General features: G+C 60.4%; 15 protein-coding genes and 1 pseudogene. 6 read left to right on the top strand and 10 right to left on the bottom strand.

The features are described 5' to 3' along the window. Positions 1–403: integrase core domain-containing protein (locus ACODTD_RS13405; RefSeq protein WP_285354569.1), on the top strand; the 403-nt coding region annotated here is incomplete at its 5' end. Positions 404–451: 48 nt separating this feature from the next. On the opposite strand, the gene ACODTD_RS13400 is transcribed toward ACODTD_RS13405, so the two are convergent. Continuing rightward, the gene (locus tag ACODTD_RS13400) at positions 452–877 is read right to left on the bottom strand and encodes a DUF4399 domain-containing protein (protein ID WP_007953489.1); all 426 of its coding nucleotides are present in this window, start codon (positions 875–877) and stop codon (positions 452–454) included. A gap of 134 nt (positions 878–1011) precedes the next feature. Here ACODTD_RS13400 and ACODTD_RS13395 point away from each other — a divergent pair, with 134 nt between their 5' ends. After that, positions 1012–1590 carry a transporter substrate-binding domain-containing protein gene (locus ACODTD_RS13395; protein WP_011336432.1) on the top strand — a complete coding sequence of 193 codons (579 nt, stop codon included), beginning with the start codon at positions 1012–1014 and terminating at the stop codon, positions 1588–1590. Between the two features lie 11 nt (positions 1591–1601). Here ACODTD_RS13395 and ACODTD_RS13390 read toward each other — a convergent pair whose 3' ends face one another. Both ACODTD_RS13390 and ACODTD_RS13385 read right to left on the bottom strand, forming a co-directional pair. Continuing rightward, positions 1602–2087 (bottom strand): 2-thiouracil desulfurase family protein, encoded by a 486-nt coding sequence (locus ACODTD_RS13390; RefSeq protein WP_011336433.1) that lies wholly within the window; start codon positions 2085–2087, stop codon positions 1602–1604. A gap of 1 nt (position 2088) precedes the next feature. Then, entirely contained in the window at positions 2089–2721 is a 633-nt protein-coding gene (locus tag ACODTD_RS13385) for a 2OG-Fe(II) oxygenase (protein ID WP_011336434.1), read from the bottom strand. Positions 2722–2829: 108 nt separating this feature from the next. Here ACODTD_RS13385 and ACODTD_RS13380 point away from each other — a divergent pair, with 108 nt between their 5' ends. Continuing rightward, complete coding sequence (locus ACODTD_RS13380) at positions 2830–3582, top strand: DUF2059 domain-containing protein (RefSeq protein ID WP_011336435.1); 753 nt, start codon at positions 2830–2832, stop codon at positions 3580–3582. A gap of 1 nt (position 3583) precedes the next feature. Here ACODTD_RS13380 and bipL read toward each other — a convergent pair whose 3' ends face one another. After that, positions 3584–4534, bottom strand: coding sequence for a phospholipase BipL (gene bipL / locus ACODTD_RS13375; RefSeq protein ID WP_236192236.1), 951 nt, complete (start codon positions 4532–4534; stop codon positions 3584–3586). Positions 4535–4631: 97 nt separating this feature from the next. On the opposite strand from bipL, the gene ACODTD_RS13370 reads away from it, so the two are divergent. Beyond that, positions 4632–5207, top strand: a complete 576-nt coding sequence (locus ACODTD_RS13370; protein WP_489104915.1) for a DUF6436 domain-containing protein — start codon at positions 4632–4634, stop codon at positions 5205–5207. A gap of 21 nt (positions 5208–5228) precedes the next feature. Here the strand turns inward: ACODTD_RS13370 and ACODTD_RS13365 are convergent, their stop codons facing one another. From ACODTD_RS13365 to ACODTD_RS13355, 3 genes and pseudogenes are all read right to left on the bottom strand, one after another. Further along, entirely contained in the window at positions 5229–5480 is a 252-nt protein-coding gene (locus ACODTD_RS13365; protein ID WP_111539326.1) for a bacteriocin immunity protein, read from the bottom strand. 87 nt (positions 5481–5567) lie between these two features. Further along, a complete protein-coding gene (locus ACODTD_RS13360) occupies positions 5568–5825 on the bottom strand; it encodes a bacteriocin immunity protein (protein WP_011336439.1) in 258 nt (85 codons plus the stop codon). Position 5826: 1 nt separating this feature from the next. Beyond that, a pseudogene (locus ACODTD_RS13355) lies at positions 5827–7602 on the bottom strand (S-type pyocin domain-containing protein). A gap of 839 nt (positions 7603–8441) precedes the next feature. Here ACODTD_RS13355 and ACODTD_RS13350 point away from each other — a divergent pair. Next, complete coding sequence (locus ACODTD_RS13350; RefSeq protein WP_489104914.1) at positions 8442–10853, top strand: penicillin acylase family protein; 2412 nt, start codon at positions 8442–8444, stop codon at positions 10851–10853. Positions 10854–10860: 7 nt separating this feature from the next. Here ACODTD_RS13350 and ACODTD_RS13345 read toward each other — a convergent pair whose 3' ends face one another. After that, positions 10861–11826 (bottom strand): GlxA family transcriptional regulator, encoded by a 966-nt coding sequence (locus ACODTD_RS13345; RefSeq protein ID WP_221615777.1) that lies wholly within the window; start codon positions 11824–11826, stop codon positions 10861–10863. Positions 11827–12016: 190 nt separating this feature from the next. Between ACODTD_RS13345 and ACODTD_RS13340 the strand changes: the two genes are divergently transcribed. After that, positions 12017–12658: an HD domain-containing protein gene (locus tag ACODTD_RS13340; RefSeq protein ID WP_074690083.1), complete on the top strand. Its 642-nt coding sequence runs from the start codon at positions 12017–12019 to the stop codon at positions 12656–12658. 58 nt (positions 12659–12716) lie between these two features. Here the strand turns inward: ACODTD_RS13340 and ACODTD_RS13335 are convergent, their stop codons facing one another. Together ACODTD_RS13335 and ACODTD_RS13330 are read right to left on the bottom strand one after the other, a co-directional pair. Then, positions 12717–13607, bottom strand: a complete 891-nt coding sequence (locus ACODTD_RS13335) for an ABC transporter permease subunit (RefSeq protein ID WP_007953503.1) — start codon at positions 13605–13607, stop codon at positions 12717–12719. Beyond that, the gene (locus ACODTD_RS13330) at positions 13604–14485 is read right to left on the bottom strand and encodes an ABC transporter permease subunit (RefSeq protein WP_170844921.1); all 882 of its coding nucleotides are present in this window, start codon (positions 14483–14485) and stop codon (positions 13604–13606) included. Before ACODTD_RS13330 ends, ACODTD_RS13335 begins: the two co-directional genes overlap by 4 nt. Position 14486 lies beyond the last annotated feature (1 nt).

Genomic DNA, 14486 nt, shown 5'->3' with positions numbered 1-14486 from the left:
CACCGATGCGTACTCCCGAAAAATCGTGGGGCACCATGTCCATGAAAGCTTGCACACCGAATCGGTGATCCAGGCGTTCAACAAAGCCCTCAAGCAGCGGACAACGAAGCAATGTTTGGTGCATCACTCGGATAGAGGCGTCCAATACTGCTCCGAGCTTTATCAGCGGCTGCATGCCAAATACGGCATCACCTGCTCAATGACCGATGGCTACGACTGCTACCAAAACGCGTTGGCTGAGCGTGTGAACGGGATTTTGAAAAACGAGTTATTGCTGCATCGCCCCAAAAATTTTGCAGAGGCCATCCGGATGGTGGACGAGTCGGTGCAGATCTATAACAACGAGCGGCCTCATCTGTCGCTGAAATACAAAACACCCGATGCGGTGCATCGGGCGTTTTGAGGCTGAAACAGGTGTAAACCTATTTCAGGACTAGACAACGCGAAAACGTCATTCGACGTTGACGGTGATCTTCTTCGACACGATCGGCGGATCGAAGGCCATGTGGCCGCTGTCACCCAACTCCAGCTGCAAGGTGTGCTTGCCCGGCGCGAGTTTGATGTCGGCCTGGGTCTGCGCCTTGCCGAAGTGCATGTGGTTGGCATCGGTCGGCACGACGGAGCCGGCCGGAACGATTTCCTTGGCATCGATCAGCAGATGGTGATGGCCAGTGTTCTTGGTGACGTCACCGGCCGGTGCCAGCGCGATGTCCTTTACACCGAACTTGACCGTGAAGGTCTGCGGAACCGTGGCTCCGTCCTCGGGAGAAACGATGAACACTTCGGCGCCCTTCGGTGCCGGTGTGGCCGCACTGGCCAGTACCGAAACACCCATCAGCACACCGGCCAACGCTGCACGTGACATAAAGCTTTTCATTTTCTTCTCCAGTTTTTCCGTAAAATCCGCACGGTCATGACAACTTCATGACCATTCGTTGTCGAAGGCACTCGACAACCATAGCAAAGCGAGCCTGGAAAACAGGCCGCGACAATGATTTCAAAGGAGTGACCATGCGTTTTCTGCCTGGCCTGATCTGCCTGCTTCCCCTTCTGAGCCCTCTGGCTCACGCCGAACTGATTGATGACGTCAACGACCGTGGCGAGTTGCGCATAGCCCTTGAGGCTAATACACCGCCCTTCAACTTCAAGGACGGCGACACGCTCACGGGGTTCGAGGTCGAGCTTGGGCAACTGCTGGCCAACGAACTGGATGTGCGCGCCGACTTCATCGTCACCGACGAGGCCGATCTGCTCCAGGGCGTTGAAAGCGGCAAGTACGACGTCGCGCTCAACCACATAGCACTGACCCCGGAACTCAAGGATCGTTTCGACGTCAGCGAGCCTTACACGCAGGTCAATGCGCAATTGTTGGCGAAGAAGGACGAACAACCCCGGCCGATGGTGCTGGTACAGACGCTGACGGAAGAGAAACCAAAGATCGGGCCACCGGTTGAACTGGCGATCCCGTTCCAGAAGGGCAATCCGGCGTTTCACGCGAGCCTGGAGAATGCCTTGCAGCGGATCAGGGCGGATGGGCGGCTGGAGGCGTTGTCGAAAAAATGGTTGAGCGTGCAGGCTACGGAAAACTGAAGTGAACGTGACTAGTCGAGCAAGCTGAGGGCCTGTGCGGCTTGCGGCAGCTCGAGTTCGCTGAAGACCTGCACCCCATGGTGCTTGAGCAAGGCTGCCGTGACACCTTCGCCACTCACCTTCACCCCACTGAACGTCCCGTCATAGGTCAACAGATTCCCGCACGACGGGCTGTTGGCCTTGAGCACCGCCACCCGAATCCCGTGCTTTTGCACCAGCGCCAACGCCTGCCGCGCACCGTCGAGAAACTGCGCACTGACGTCTTCGCCCTCGGAGGTGATCACCGAGGCGTGCCCGTCCAGCACCTCGCTGCCCTGCCCGCCCGGAATTTCCGCCGCCGCTCGTGGCGTCGGCAAACCACCGGCGACTTCCGGGCACAGCGGCACTACCCGGCCTTCGCTGATCCACTGCTCCAGCAGATCGAACGGCCCGCTGGCCCCACCGTCGTAACGCACGCGATGGCCCAGCAGGCAGCGGCTCACAAGAATCCTGTGCATCTCAGAACGGCTCGTTGCCACGGCGGCGGAACCAGCCGGTCAGCGACAGCCGCTCGCGGCTGGCTGGCAATACTTCGTGAGGGACTTCGCCGGAGAGAAACACCACCAGACAACCGCCCGTAGGCTGCACGTCATGAACGCGATCATGCTCCAGGTACATGCGCAGTTGCCCGCCATCCTCCGGCAGCCAGCCGTCATTGAGGTAGATCACCGCCGAGACCATGCGCCGGTCATCGTCGCGAAAACGGTCGACATGCTTGCGATAGAAAGCACCCGGCGGGTACAGGGCGAAGTGGCACTCGAAGTCTTCCAGACCGAGGAACAGGCCCCGGTTGAGCGCTTCGCGCAAGCTGTCCATCAGGTTCAGGTAGCGGTCGCTGGCCTCGGCCTGACCGGGGTCGATCCATTGGATATGGTCGCCACGAATCCCCTCGCGGATCTCCGTAAACGGGCCACGTCCGACCCCCGCCGGCGCCAGTTCACCTTCGGCGTCACGTTTGCGGCACTCGGCCGCCAGTGCGCGGGTCAAATCCGCAGGCAGGAAAATGTTCTGCTGCGACCAGCCGCGCTCGGCCAGGTCGTCGACGATACGTAACAGCAGCGGGTGATCAGAGGATATTTGCATGGCGCGCATAGTATGCCTGCGGCAAGAAATCCGACAGAGCCACGCGGCGGCTTGATACGAATTCTCGACAAGTACTGGCACCGCACGGAGAATAGTCGGCTGCCGACAGGAGTCCTTATGCGCCGTTTGCTTTTTTCACTGTTGATGTTCTGCGTTTTGCCCGCCTGGGCGGACGGCCACGACCAGCTGTACAAGGTCGCCGGCTGGCCAGAACAACGCGCGCATTTCAACGACGCCCTGAGTGCCGCGCAGCAGCGTTACCAGAACAGCCTGCCGCCGGCGGTGTTTCAGGCGCTGGTGAACAACAGCAACCAGCGCTTCGCCCCTCAGGCTGTGGATCAACGGGCCGAAGCGCAACTGCGCAAGAACCTTGCCGATCCGCAACCGGCCCTGTCGTTCTTTCAGTCACCGCTGGGCAAGAAGATCGTCGCCGCCGAACTGCTGGCGACCCGCCGCGATCAATTGGCAAAGAACGCCAAGGGCCTGCCGAAGATGCCGGCCAGCGACAGCCGCCTGCTGATCATCGGCCACCTCGCCCAGGCCCTGCCCGCCCGTGAAGCCGGTGCCGAAGTCAGCCTGGCGATTGCCGGCGTGGCGGCGGACAGCCTGAGCTCGATGATCCCCGGCCTGCTCGGCGGCGGTCAGGCCCAGGGCATGTTGAACGGTCAACGCCAGCGCCTGATGGATCAGATCGGCGCCGACCTGAACAACACGCTGCTCTACGTCTATCGCGACCTGTCGGATGAAGAGCTGGAAGAGTTCGCGACCTTTGCCGAATCCACCGAAGGCAAGGCCTACTATCAGGCCGCGCTGGCAGCGATCCGCGCCGGGCTCGCCGTGGGCCAGAGCACCTCGAACCTCAGCCAGTGATCTAGGGGTTGCGGCCCTTGATCCGCTTGCTCAAGAACTCGAAATACTCCTCGCGCATTTCCGCCGTTTCATTGGCCAGGTGATGCCGCGCCTCGGCCAGCAACAGAATCTGTGGCCGGTCGAACTTCCACTTCAACACTTGCAGGTTGTGCTGCCAGTCCACGGTCATGTCCGCCTGGCCCTGAACGATCAGTGGCCGGCGCGGACTTTTCTTCGCGTATTCCACCCGGTTGATCCAACGCGACAACGCCCCGACCCACGCGGTCGGCAAGCGTTTTGGCTGCAACGGATCGGCCTGCAGGAACGGCAGGAAATCCGGGTCGTTGGAGTTCTCGCTGAAACGCCGGGCGATGCCCCTGACAAATGGCCTGAGCAGGTAATAACTGAACTGCGACCAGCCCCAGGCACGCGGACGCACCAACGGCGCCAGCAGAATCAACTGCCCCTGCGCCGGGCTGTTTTCGCCATGATTGAGCACGTGATCGACAATGATCGCCCCGCCGGTGCTTTGCCCGCACAAATGCCACGGCTGCGGCAGTGCAATCGAACGCGCCTCGGCGAACAGGCCTTGCAGCGCATCCTGATACTCGGAGAAGTCGCGGATGCTCGCCCGCTCGCCACTGGACAGACCATGCCCCGGCAGATCGCAGGCAATCACCGCAAAGCCCTGATCCAGCGCCCACTCGATCACATGCCGGTACAGGCCGGTGTGATCATAAAAACCGTGCACCAGAAACAGCGTGGCCCTGGCCGTTTCCGCCGGCCACCAGCAATGGCTGACCAGTTGATAGCCATCGATGTCGAACCGGCCCATGCCGCGCCAGACATCACGCTCCGGAAAGTCGGTCTTGTAGAACCGCTGATACGCTTTCGCCTCCTCGGACAACGGCTGCCACTCGGCCAAAGGCTTGAGGCTCGCACGCAGATGATCGGGATCGAAGGCAACAGACATGGGCAATTCCAGAACGGTAAACGGACTTTATCGGCCTGCGATATTCATCTGTAGAAGCAAGCATGGCAAGCTAGCGCGCTCTCAAGGAATCAAAACCATGCGTTCGCCCTACCGCACCGCACTGTTTGCCAGCCTGCTCGCCATCGTGTGTGTCGGCGTGCTGTGGGCCGCGTACGACTGGTTTCAGGGCCGCTACCTGCGGGCCTTCAGCGAGCACACCGCTGTGTTTTCCGGCGACCCGTTGCGCCTGCCCGACGACCTCGCCGGCCCCGGCAATATCCGTCTGGTGCACTTCTGGGACCCGGCCTGCCCATGCAACGTCGGCAATCAACAGCACCTGAACGAGATGGTCGAACAGTTCGGCCCCAAGGGCGTGGAATTCTTCGCGGTGCAGAAGGCCGGCAGCCACGGCCAGTTGCCCGCCACCCTCAGCAATCTTAAAACCATCGCGGTGCTGCCCGGCTCCGAGCAGATTCCCGCGAGCCCGGCCGTGGCGATCTGGGACCGCAGCGGCAGACTGGCGTACTTTGGCCCGTACAGCGAAGGCCTGACGTGCAACTCCAGCAACAGTTTTATCGAACCGATCCTGCAAGCGTTGAGTGATGATCGCCCGGTCAATGCGACTCATACGTTGGCGGTCGGTTGCTACTGCCCGTGGTTGAGTGGGGAGTGAGAATTTCGCCATACTCCAAAACTAAACTACTTTGAAACCAGGCTTGCCGTTGGCAGCCCGCCACGCCTTCACCTCTTCAACCACTGCTGTTGGCCCACTTTTTCCTGGCTCCGGATAAAAGATCAGATCCGAGCCGGATGGATGCTCGCTCAAGGCCTTGAACTCTAAAACAGCATCAATATGCTGTTCCTCAGTATCGTAGTCATTATTATAAACCCTCGTAACAAAGCTCAAAAAATCTGATTCCAACAGATCACTTACACGCTTATTCATTACCGACACGACAATACCTCCAAATTAAAACTCAAACACAAAAAGTGCCCTTACTATTACTCGAATAGCAAGGGCACTGCCAAAAACCTATTCCGTTTTAAATCCTGACCTACCGCTGATAGCCCGCCACTCCTTAACTTCTTTAACGACTCCCTCTGGACTATCTTCCCTACCATCGCGAGGATAATAGATCAAATCCGAACCATCTGGATGCTGAGTTAAACGCTCAAACTCAAAAACAGCTTCTATTTGCTGCTCTTCCGTCGAATACGAAGAATTATAGATTTTTTTAACAAACAACAAAAAATCTTCCTCAGTGTAGTCCTCGAACTCTTTTGCGCTCATATCAATCCCCCTCCGAATGTATCGCGCCGTGCTGTTTAGGAGTAACTACTCGAACGTTATCTACATCCATAACCTCCCCTCCTCTAGATATATAGACGGAATGATGAAGCTAAAACTTCACTTGCCCTCCCACCCTATCAATTTTTCGAACGAACGGTGCTCGACCATTTTTCATTTCAAAAGCACTACTATTGTTAAATTGACTTACTAGCTCAGAATCATCGGCCACCGCCTTCCAAAACGCCTCCCGAAACGCCCGAAAATTCCTGAACTCCCGCCCTCGCAACTGATCGGCAATCTGCGCCGGCACCGGCGCGCCTTCGCCCTGCGATGCGCTTCCGAGCCAGTTGCCCGATACCGCCTGCCCCACACCTGAAGCGACACCCGGATCCTCCCGCCGATCCCGAAACATCGTGTAGTTCGGTGGCAGCCCGGAGTCCTGCGGGAACACCAGAACATAGTCATCGAATCCGGCTTCGAAAACGCCCGGGAACGAATCGAGGCGTCCCTCTACCGGGACTACCGTCGCCCCAGTATAGGCAGGCACATCCGGCTGCCCGGCCGGTGAGGTCGTCGAGCTGTTTCCCGGATTGACGATCGGGGTCCACGTCAGGGTGCGTGGTGGAACATCGGAGGTGGTCGCGGTGTAGACGTTGCGTTCGGTGTCGTAGGAAGCCGCCACCACCCTGACGGCCGACGGAATATTCCGCCCATCGGTCTTGACGACAAAAACCTCTGACTGCCCGTACGCGTCGGTCTTTGAACTGACGCGGAAAGGCATGTCAACCGTACCGCCAGCCGCCGCGATGGCGTGCAGATCTGGCGCGAAGTCGGGCGCGAGGTCCGACAGCGGCGTGCTGAAGGCGTAACGGTCCGGCAATTCGCCGTTGCCCAGTTTCGACGAGTAGACCAACGCTGAAACACCGACGACCGCGCCAGCCCCGACACTGGCCGCAAGACTGCCCAACCCGGCGATGGCGCTGCGAACCGCCGCTTGCAGACTGGCCGCAGCAGCCTCGGCAACTGCCACGACTCCAGCTGAAGTCATGAACAACGGCCCTGTCGCCGAAGCGGCACTTGGCGCGCGGAAGGTATGGGCGTTGCGAATGGCTTCTGCCACCATGCGCGCTTGTTCCTCGGCAAGGCGCCTTGCCTCTGCTTCGGCGGCAATACGTGCCTGTTCCTCGGCAACACGCCTGGCTTCAACCTCCGCGGCTATACGCGCCTGCTCCTGCAAATGCCGGGCCTCTAGCTCCCGGGCAATGCGTATCTGCTCCTGCAGACGCTCCGCCTCTTGGGCGCGGGCAATCAGACCGGCAAATGCGTCCGCCGCCGCTGCCATATGCCGGGCACTTTCCGAGTGCAGGAGTGAAGCGTGATAGTCCTGCCAGCGCTTGCCCAGATCGGTAGTGGCCTGCAAGTCGACCAGGTTCTTCAGCGCTTCGAGCTCAGGCTTGCTCAACGGGGCGTTGATCGCCGGATTGGCGATTGCATAGGGCCGGACGGCTGCCTGCTCGACAGCACGAATGTTGTCCGCTGCGATTTTATAATTCGTGAGTGTTTGAGAGAGACTGCCTCCGGTTGAGCCCGCTGCAGCGGCGACTCTTTCAACCAGAAAACCCGGCAGGAAATGCAGGCGAATATTCGTTTCCAGATTCACCACGGATAACCTTTCGGCAGAAAGAATCTGCTGGGCGTCCCTCGTGGTTTGAGTCGCGGCTTCAACCTGGCTTCTTCTTGCGGCCAGTTCCGGAAGTTGATTGGCGATAATGGCCATCACCCAGGAAAGGCGCCGGAGCTCCATTGCCGAGCGATAGGCCCTGTCGATGGCCGCATAGGCGACGGAAACATCCGGAACCGGCAATGCCAGACTGTCTCGTATCTTCTTGAAGGACAAATCCTTCATCAGGAAAAATGGATTATGTCCATACAGCGAGTAAGCGATCTCGGTATGAGCCCGATACTCCAACAACTTTGAATGAATAACCTGAATGGTTATTTCCTGATCAGCCTTGACCTTCTGAGCCGCAGAAAGTCCAGCACTGGCTGCTTGCCTCGCCCTCTCTACTTCATTATTTGATGCCGCGCCGATATTGCTGAATACTCCAGCATACTCAAGATCAATATATGCCTGAGCATTCTGTTGCTCCTGCATCAAATCATTCCAGATGAATGGAGTTAACGGATCAAGTTTTCCAGACCCTTGGCCCGTCCCTCTATGCGGCCCTTCATTCAACCCCCAACTTCCCGAGAAAACCCCAATCGAACTGGCGTCACCCCCTTGACGGGTATTGGCGCCAGTTCATATCTGCCCGGCCCGGTCTGCTTGTGAGGTCCAAGATAATTTTCAATATCACTCATACGACTTCTCCATGTCAGTTATTCCATGTATCGAATTCGCAAAATTCGTTTTATTCCTCTGCTTTTTCTCGAGGTCTTTTATAGGCCCGCCCCGTTAAACGCAGCAACAACAAACTTGTAGTGCACTTCCCGAAAACCTGAAGGAAACTTCCTATTCAAGAAATACTGTGTTATGAAATCCCGGTTGCGATCTTCAACTAGATCAGCAGCATCAATGCCTTCATATAAATATGAACGACAGGGAGCAGATTTTTCATGAAAAAAGGCCTGACCGTACTTGCGTTGCTGATCGTCATTCCCGCCATCGGGGTCGGCGGTTACCTCTACAGCAAGCAACCGACGCGTCAGGGCCAGGTGGAGTTGCGCAACCTGCAAGGCTCGGTGACCGTGCGTTACGACGAGCGCGGTGTGCCGCACATCCGCGCGGAAAACGAGACCGACCTCTACCGCGCCCTCGGTTATGTGCACGCCCAGGATCGCCTGTTTCAGATGGAGGCCATGCGCCGTCTCGCCCGTGGCGAACTGGCCGAAGTGCTCGGGCCGAAACTGCTCGACACCGACAAGTTGTTCCGCAGCCTGCGCATCCGCGAGCGGGCCGCCAGTTACGTGGCCGGCCTCGACAAGCAGTCGCCGGCGTGGACGGCCCTGCAAGCCTATCTGGACGGCATCGATCAATATCAGGACTCGCACGCCGCCCCCGTCGAGTTCGACGTGCTGGGCATCCCCAAGCGGCCGTTCACCGCCGAAGACAGCATCAGCGTCGCCGGCTACATGGCCTACAGCTTTGCCGCCGCGTTCCGCAACGAACCGCTGCTGACCTACGTGCGCGATCAACTGGGCGCCGACTACCTCAATGTCTTCGATCTCGACTGGCAGCCCAAGGGCGTGCTCGCCAAGGGCCACGCCAGCAGCGCACCGGTCCTCGCCGCCGAAGACTGGAAAGACCTGAACACTCTGGCCCGCGTCAGCCAACAGGCGCTGATCGACAACGGCCTGCCGCAGTTCGAAGGCAGCAACGCCTGGGTGATCGCCGGCAGCCACAGCAAGAGCGCCAAGCCTTTGCTGGCGGGCGATCCGCACATTCGTTTTTCGGTGCCGTCGGTGTGGTACGAGGCGCAGTTGTCGGCGCCGGGTTTTGAACTCTACGGTCATCATCAGGCGCTGGTGCCGTTCGCGTTTCTCGGCCACAACCTGGATTTCGGCTGGAGCCTGACCATGTTCCAGAACGATGACCTCGACCTGATCGCCGAGAAGGTCAATCCGGACAACCCGGATCAGGTCTGGTATCGCGGCCAGTGGACCGACATGGTCAAGACCGAGCAACAGATTGCGGTGAAAGGCCAGGCGCCGGTGACCATTACCCTGCGCCAGTCGCCCCACGGCCCGATCATCAACGATGCTCTCGGCAGCGCCGCCGGGAAAACCCCGATTGCGATGTGGTGGGCCTTCCTGGAAACACCGAACCCGATCCTCGATGGTTTCTACCAGCTCAACCGCGCCGACACCCTGGCCAAGGCCCGCGCCGCAGCGGCCAAGGTGCAGGCACCGGGGCTGAACATCGTCTACGCCAACGCCAAGGGCGATATCGCGTGGTGGGCCTCGGCGCTGCTGCCCAAACGGCCGGCCGGGGTGAAGCCTGGGTTCATTCTCGACGGCAGCGGCAATCAGGCGGACAAGGACAGCTACTTCCCGTTCAGCGCCAACCCGCAGGAAGAGAACCCGGCGCGGGGCTATATCGTCTCGGCCAACTTCCAGCCCGTGTCGCCGACCGGCATGGAGATTCCCGGTTATTACAACCTCGCCGACCGTGGCCAGCAGCTCAACCGCCAGCTCGCCGACAAGAACGTGAAATGGGACAACGAGGCCAACCAGAAGCTGCAACTGGGCACCACCACCGGTTACGGTCCGCGTCTGCTGGCGCCGTTGCTGCCGGTGCTGCGTGAAGTGGCGGGCAATCCCGCCGAGCAGAAGCTGATCGAGCAACTGGCCCAGTGGCAAGGCGACTATCCGCTGGATTCGGTCAGTGCGACGGTGTTCAACCAGTTCCTGTTCAACCTCGCCGACGCGGCAATGCGCGATGAGCTGGGCAATGATTTCTTCGAAACCCTGCTGTCGACCCGGGTGATCGATGCGGCACTGCCCCGGCTCGCGGCGAATGCCGATTCACCGTGGTGGGACAACCGCAGCACGCCGAACAAGGAGACCCGCGTCGACACCGTGCGCGCCGCGTGGCAGGCGAGCATGGCCCACCTGAAGTCGACCCTCGGCGACGACGCTTCCGGCTGGCAATGGGGCAAGGCGCATACGCTGACCCATGGTCATCCGCTGGGTCAGCAGAAGCCGCTGGATCGCATTTTCAACGTCGGCCCCTTCGCCGCACCGGGCTCCCATGAAGTGCCGAACAACCTCTCGGCGAAGATCGGCCCGGCGCCGTGGCCGGTGACCTACGGCCCGTCGACCCGGCGCTTGGTGGACTTCGCTGATCCGGCTCACAGCCTGACCATCAACCCGGTGGGCCAGAGCGGCGTGCCGTTCGACAGCCACTATGACGATCAGGCAGAGGCGTATGTGGACGGGATGTATGTGCAGGCGCATTTCAGTGAGGAAGAGGTGACGGCGAATACGCGCAGTACCTTGAAGCTGTTGCCGGCGCGAGCGGCGCAATAAGCGCCGCTCAAACCATCGCCGCAAAATTCAGCCGGAACTGCTGCGGCGTCACCCCCAGCCGCCGGTTGAACACACTGCGCATATGTTGCGCATCGCGAAACCCGCACTGATACGCCACGGTCTTCAGCGGCGCCGTGGTGCTTTCGAGCATCACCCGCGCCGCATCCACCCGCGCTCGCTCGACGAATTCCGCCGGGGTGACCTTCGCCTCCCTCGCAAACACCCGAGAGAAATTCCGCGCACTCATGTTCGCCGCGTTCGCCAGGTCGGCGATGGTCAGGTCGCCGGTAAGATTGGCCAGCACATACAACTGCACCATCGCCACCGCCGACGTCGGCTCGGCATGCGGCGTGAGGAACGGGCTGAACTGCGACTGCCCGCCCGAGCGCTGGGTGAACACCACCAGCCGCTTGGCCACGCTCAGCGCGACCTCGGCCCCGTAGTCACGCGCCAACAGGTACAGCGACAGATCGATCCCCGCCGTCACCCCCGCCGAGGTGTAGAGCTGGCCGTCCTCGACGTACAACCGATCGGCCTCGACCCGACTGGACGGGCACAACTGCGCCAGCGCTTCGGCGTCGTTCCAGTGGGTGGTGACCGTGCGCCCGTCCAGCAACCCGGCACGGGCTAGCATGAATGCGCCATTGCAGATCGAGCCGAATCGCCGCGCCCGTCCACAGGCCTCGCGCAGCCAGACATCGAACGCCTCGCCGAAATCCAGGAACGGCAACTGCGGCCCACCGGCCACCAGCAGCAGGTCGTAAGCGTCCTGCACGTCGCTGAAGTGCCGATGCGCACTCAGGGTCAGCCCGTTGGAACACGCCATCGGCCCGCGCTCGACGCCGATCACGTCGAGCCGGTAATGATCCTCCGGCGCCAGGAAGCGGTTGGCCTCGGCAAACACGTCCATCGGCCCGCTGACGTCCAGCGCCTGCACGCCGGGGAACACCACGATGGCGACGGTTCTGTTCATGGCAATGAAGGCTCCCGGGGAATGGCGGATCAGCGCCAACCCTAGCCAATCCTCGCCGCAGAAGCGAGCTGGCACGATTTGCAGGTGGAATGGCAAGGATCGCAGCCATGGATCGATTGTCCGGTCTGGCCCCCGGGAACAGACTTTCTCCATCAGCGCCGTGACGGCGTTTTCGACGAGGAAGCTCAACATGACCACGACCATCGCCGGTATCCGGATCCCCGACAGCGCCCTCGCCCGGGCCACCACCGAGTACATCCGCGACATCGAATCCGACCTGCTTTACCACCACTCGCGCCGGGTATTTCTGTTCGGCGCCTTGAGCGGTGAGCGTCAGCAACTGGCCTACGATCCGGAGCTGCTGTACGTCGGCGCGATGTTCCACGACCTGGGTCTGGTCGAAGGGCATCGCAGCGATGACGAGCGTTTCGAAGTGGATGGCGCCAACGCAGCCGCCGCGTTTCTAAAACCGTACGGGTTGAGTGACGACGACATCGAGCAGGTGTGGCTGTCGATTGCCCTGCACACCACGCCGGGGGTGCCGAAGCATCTGCGTCCGACCGTGGCGCTGGTGACCGCAGGCGTCGAGATGGACGTGCTGGGCATGGACTACGCGGCATTCACCACGGTGCAGCGTGAGGCGGTGGTGCATGCGCATCCACGGGGCGAGGGCTTCAAGGAATGCATCATCTGCGCGTTCGCCGACGGCTTGCGTCATCGTCCGCAGACCACGTTCGGCAATGTGAAGACCGATGTGCTGAAGGATCAGGTACCGGGTTTCAAGCCGATGAATTTCGTCGAGGTGATTCGCCAGTCGCCCTGGGTTTCCTGACCGGCATAAAAAAACCTCGCGACCGTGACCGGTCGCGAGGTTTTTTGTATCCGCAGACTTAAGCCGCTTCCGGCGTCGGCGCCCGGCGCACGTCCGGTTGCTTCCACGAATCCGCAGCGCCCTCTTCGATGGCCTGCTGAATCGCTTTCTTGCGGGCTTCTTCGGCACGGCGGCTGAAGAACCAGACCAGGAAGGTCACCAGCGATACCGCCAGCAGAATCAGGCTGGCCACGGCGTTGATCTCCGGCTTCACGCCCAGACGCACCGCCGAGAACACTTCCATCGGCAGGGTCGTCGAACCCGGGCCGGAGACGAAGCTCGCCAATACCAGGTCGTCCAGCGACAGGGCGAACGACATCATGCCGCCCGCCGCCAGCGACGGCGCGATCATCGGGATGGTGATCAGGAAGAACACCTTCCACGGACGTGCACCGAGGTCCATCGCCGCTTCTTCGATCGACAGATCCAGCTCACGCAGACGCGCCGACACCACCACCGCCACATAGGCCGCACAGAACGTGGTGTGAGCGATCCAGATCGTGACGATGCCACGCTCCTGCGGCCAGCCGATCATCTGCGCCATGGCCACGAACAGCAGCAACAGCGACAGACCGGTAATCACCTCAGGCATGACCAACGGCGCGGTGACCAGGCCGCCGAACAGCGTGCGGCCCTTGAAGCGAGTGATGCGGGTCAGCACGAAGGCTGCCAGCGTACCCAGCGCCACCGCGGCAATCGCGGTGTAGCAGGCGATTTCCAGCGAGCGCACCACCGAGCCCATCAGTTGCGAGTTGTCGAGCAGGCCGACGTACCACTTCACCGACCAGCCGCCCCACACCGTCACCAGTTTCGAGGCGTTGAACGAGTAGATCACCAGGATCAGCATCGGCAGGTAGATGAACAACAGACCGAGCACCAGCATCAGGCTGGAGAAACGGAAGCGCTTCATTCTTTACCCTCCATTTCCTTGGCCTGACTGCGGTTGAACAGGATGATCGGCACGATCAGGATCGCCAGCATCACCACCGCCAGGGCGGACGCCACCGGCCAGTCACGGTTGTTGAAGAACTCTTGCCAGAGCACTTTACCGATCATCAGGGTTTCCGGACCGCCGAGCAGTTCCGGGATCACGAACTCGCCCACCACCGGGATGAACACCAGCATGCAGCCGGCGATGATGCCGTTCTTGGACAGCGGCACGGTGATTTTCCAGAAGCTGTTGAAGGTGCTCGAACCGAGGTCGGAAGCGGCCTCCAGCAGGCTGGTGTCGTGCTTCACCAAGTTGGCGTACAGCGGCAGGATCATGAACGGCAGGTACGAGTAGACGACGCCGATGTACACCGCCAGGTTGGTGTTGAGGATCTGCAGCGGCTCGTCGATCAAGCCCATGCTCATCAGGAAACCGTTGAGCAGGCCGTTGTTGCTGAGGATGCCCATCCAGGCATAGACGCGGATCAGGATCGCGGTCCAGGTCGGCATCATGATCAGCAGCACCAGCACCGTTTGCAGCTCTTTGCGGGCGCTGGCGATGGCGTAGGCCATCGGGTAACCGATCAACAGGCACAGCAGCGTGCTGAAAAATGCCATCTTCAGCGAGCCGAGGTAGGCGGCGATGTACAGCTCGTCGTCGCCGAGCATCGCGTAGTTGCCCAGGTTCAGCAGCAGTTGCAGCTTCTGCTCGGCGTAAGTGTAGATCTCGGTGTACGGCGGAATGGCCACGTCCGCTTCGGCGAAGCTGATCTTCAGGACAATGAAGAACGGCAGCATGAAGAACAGGAACAGCCAGATGAACGGAACCCCGATGACCAACTGGCGGCCACCGGGAATT

The sequence above is a fragment of the Pseudomonas sp. FG35 genome (assembly GCF_057809295.1).
The sequence above is the reverse complement of the archived record's forward strand: the minus strand, read 5'-3'. Positions and strand labels throughout refer to the sequence as shown.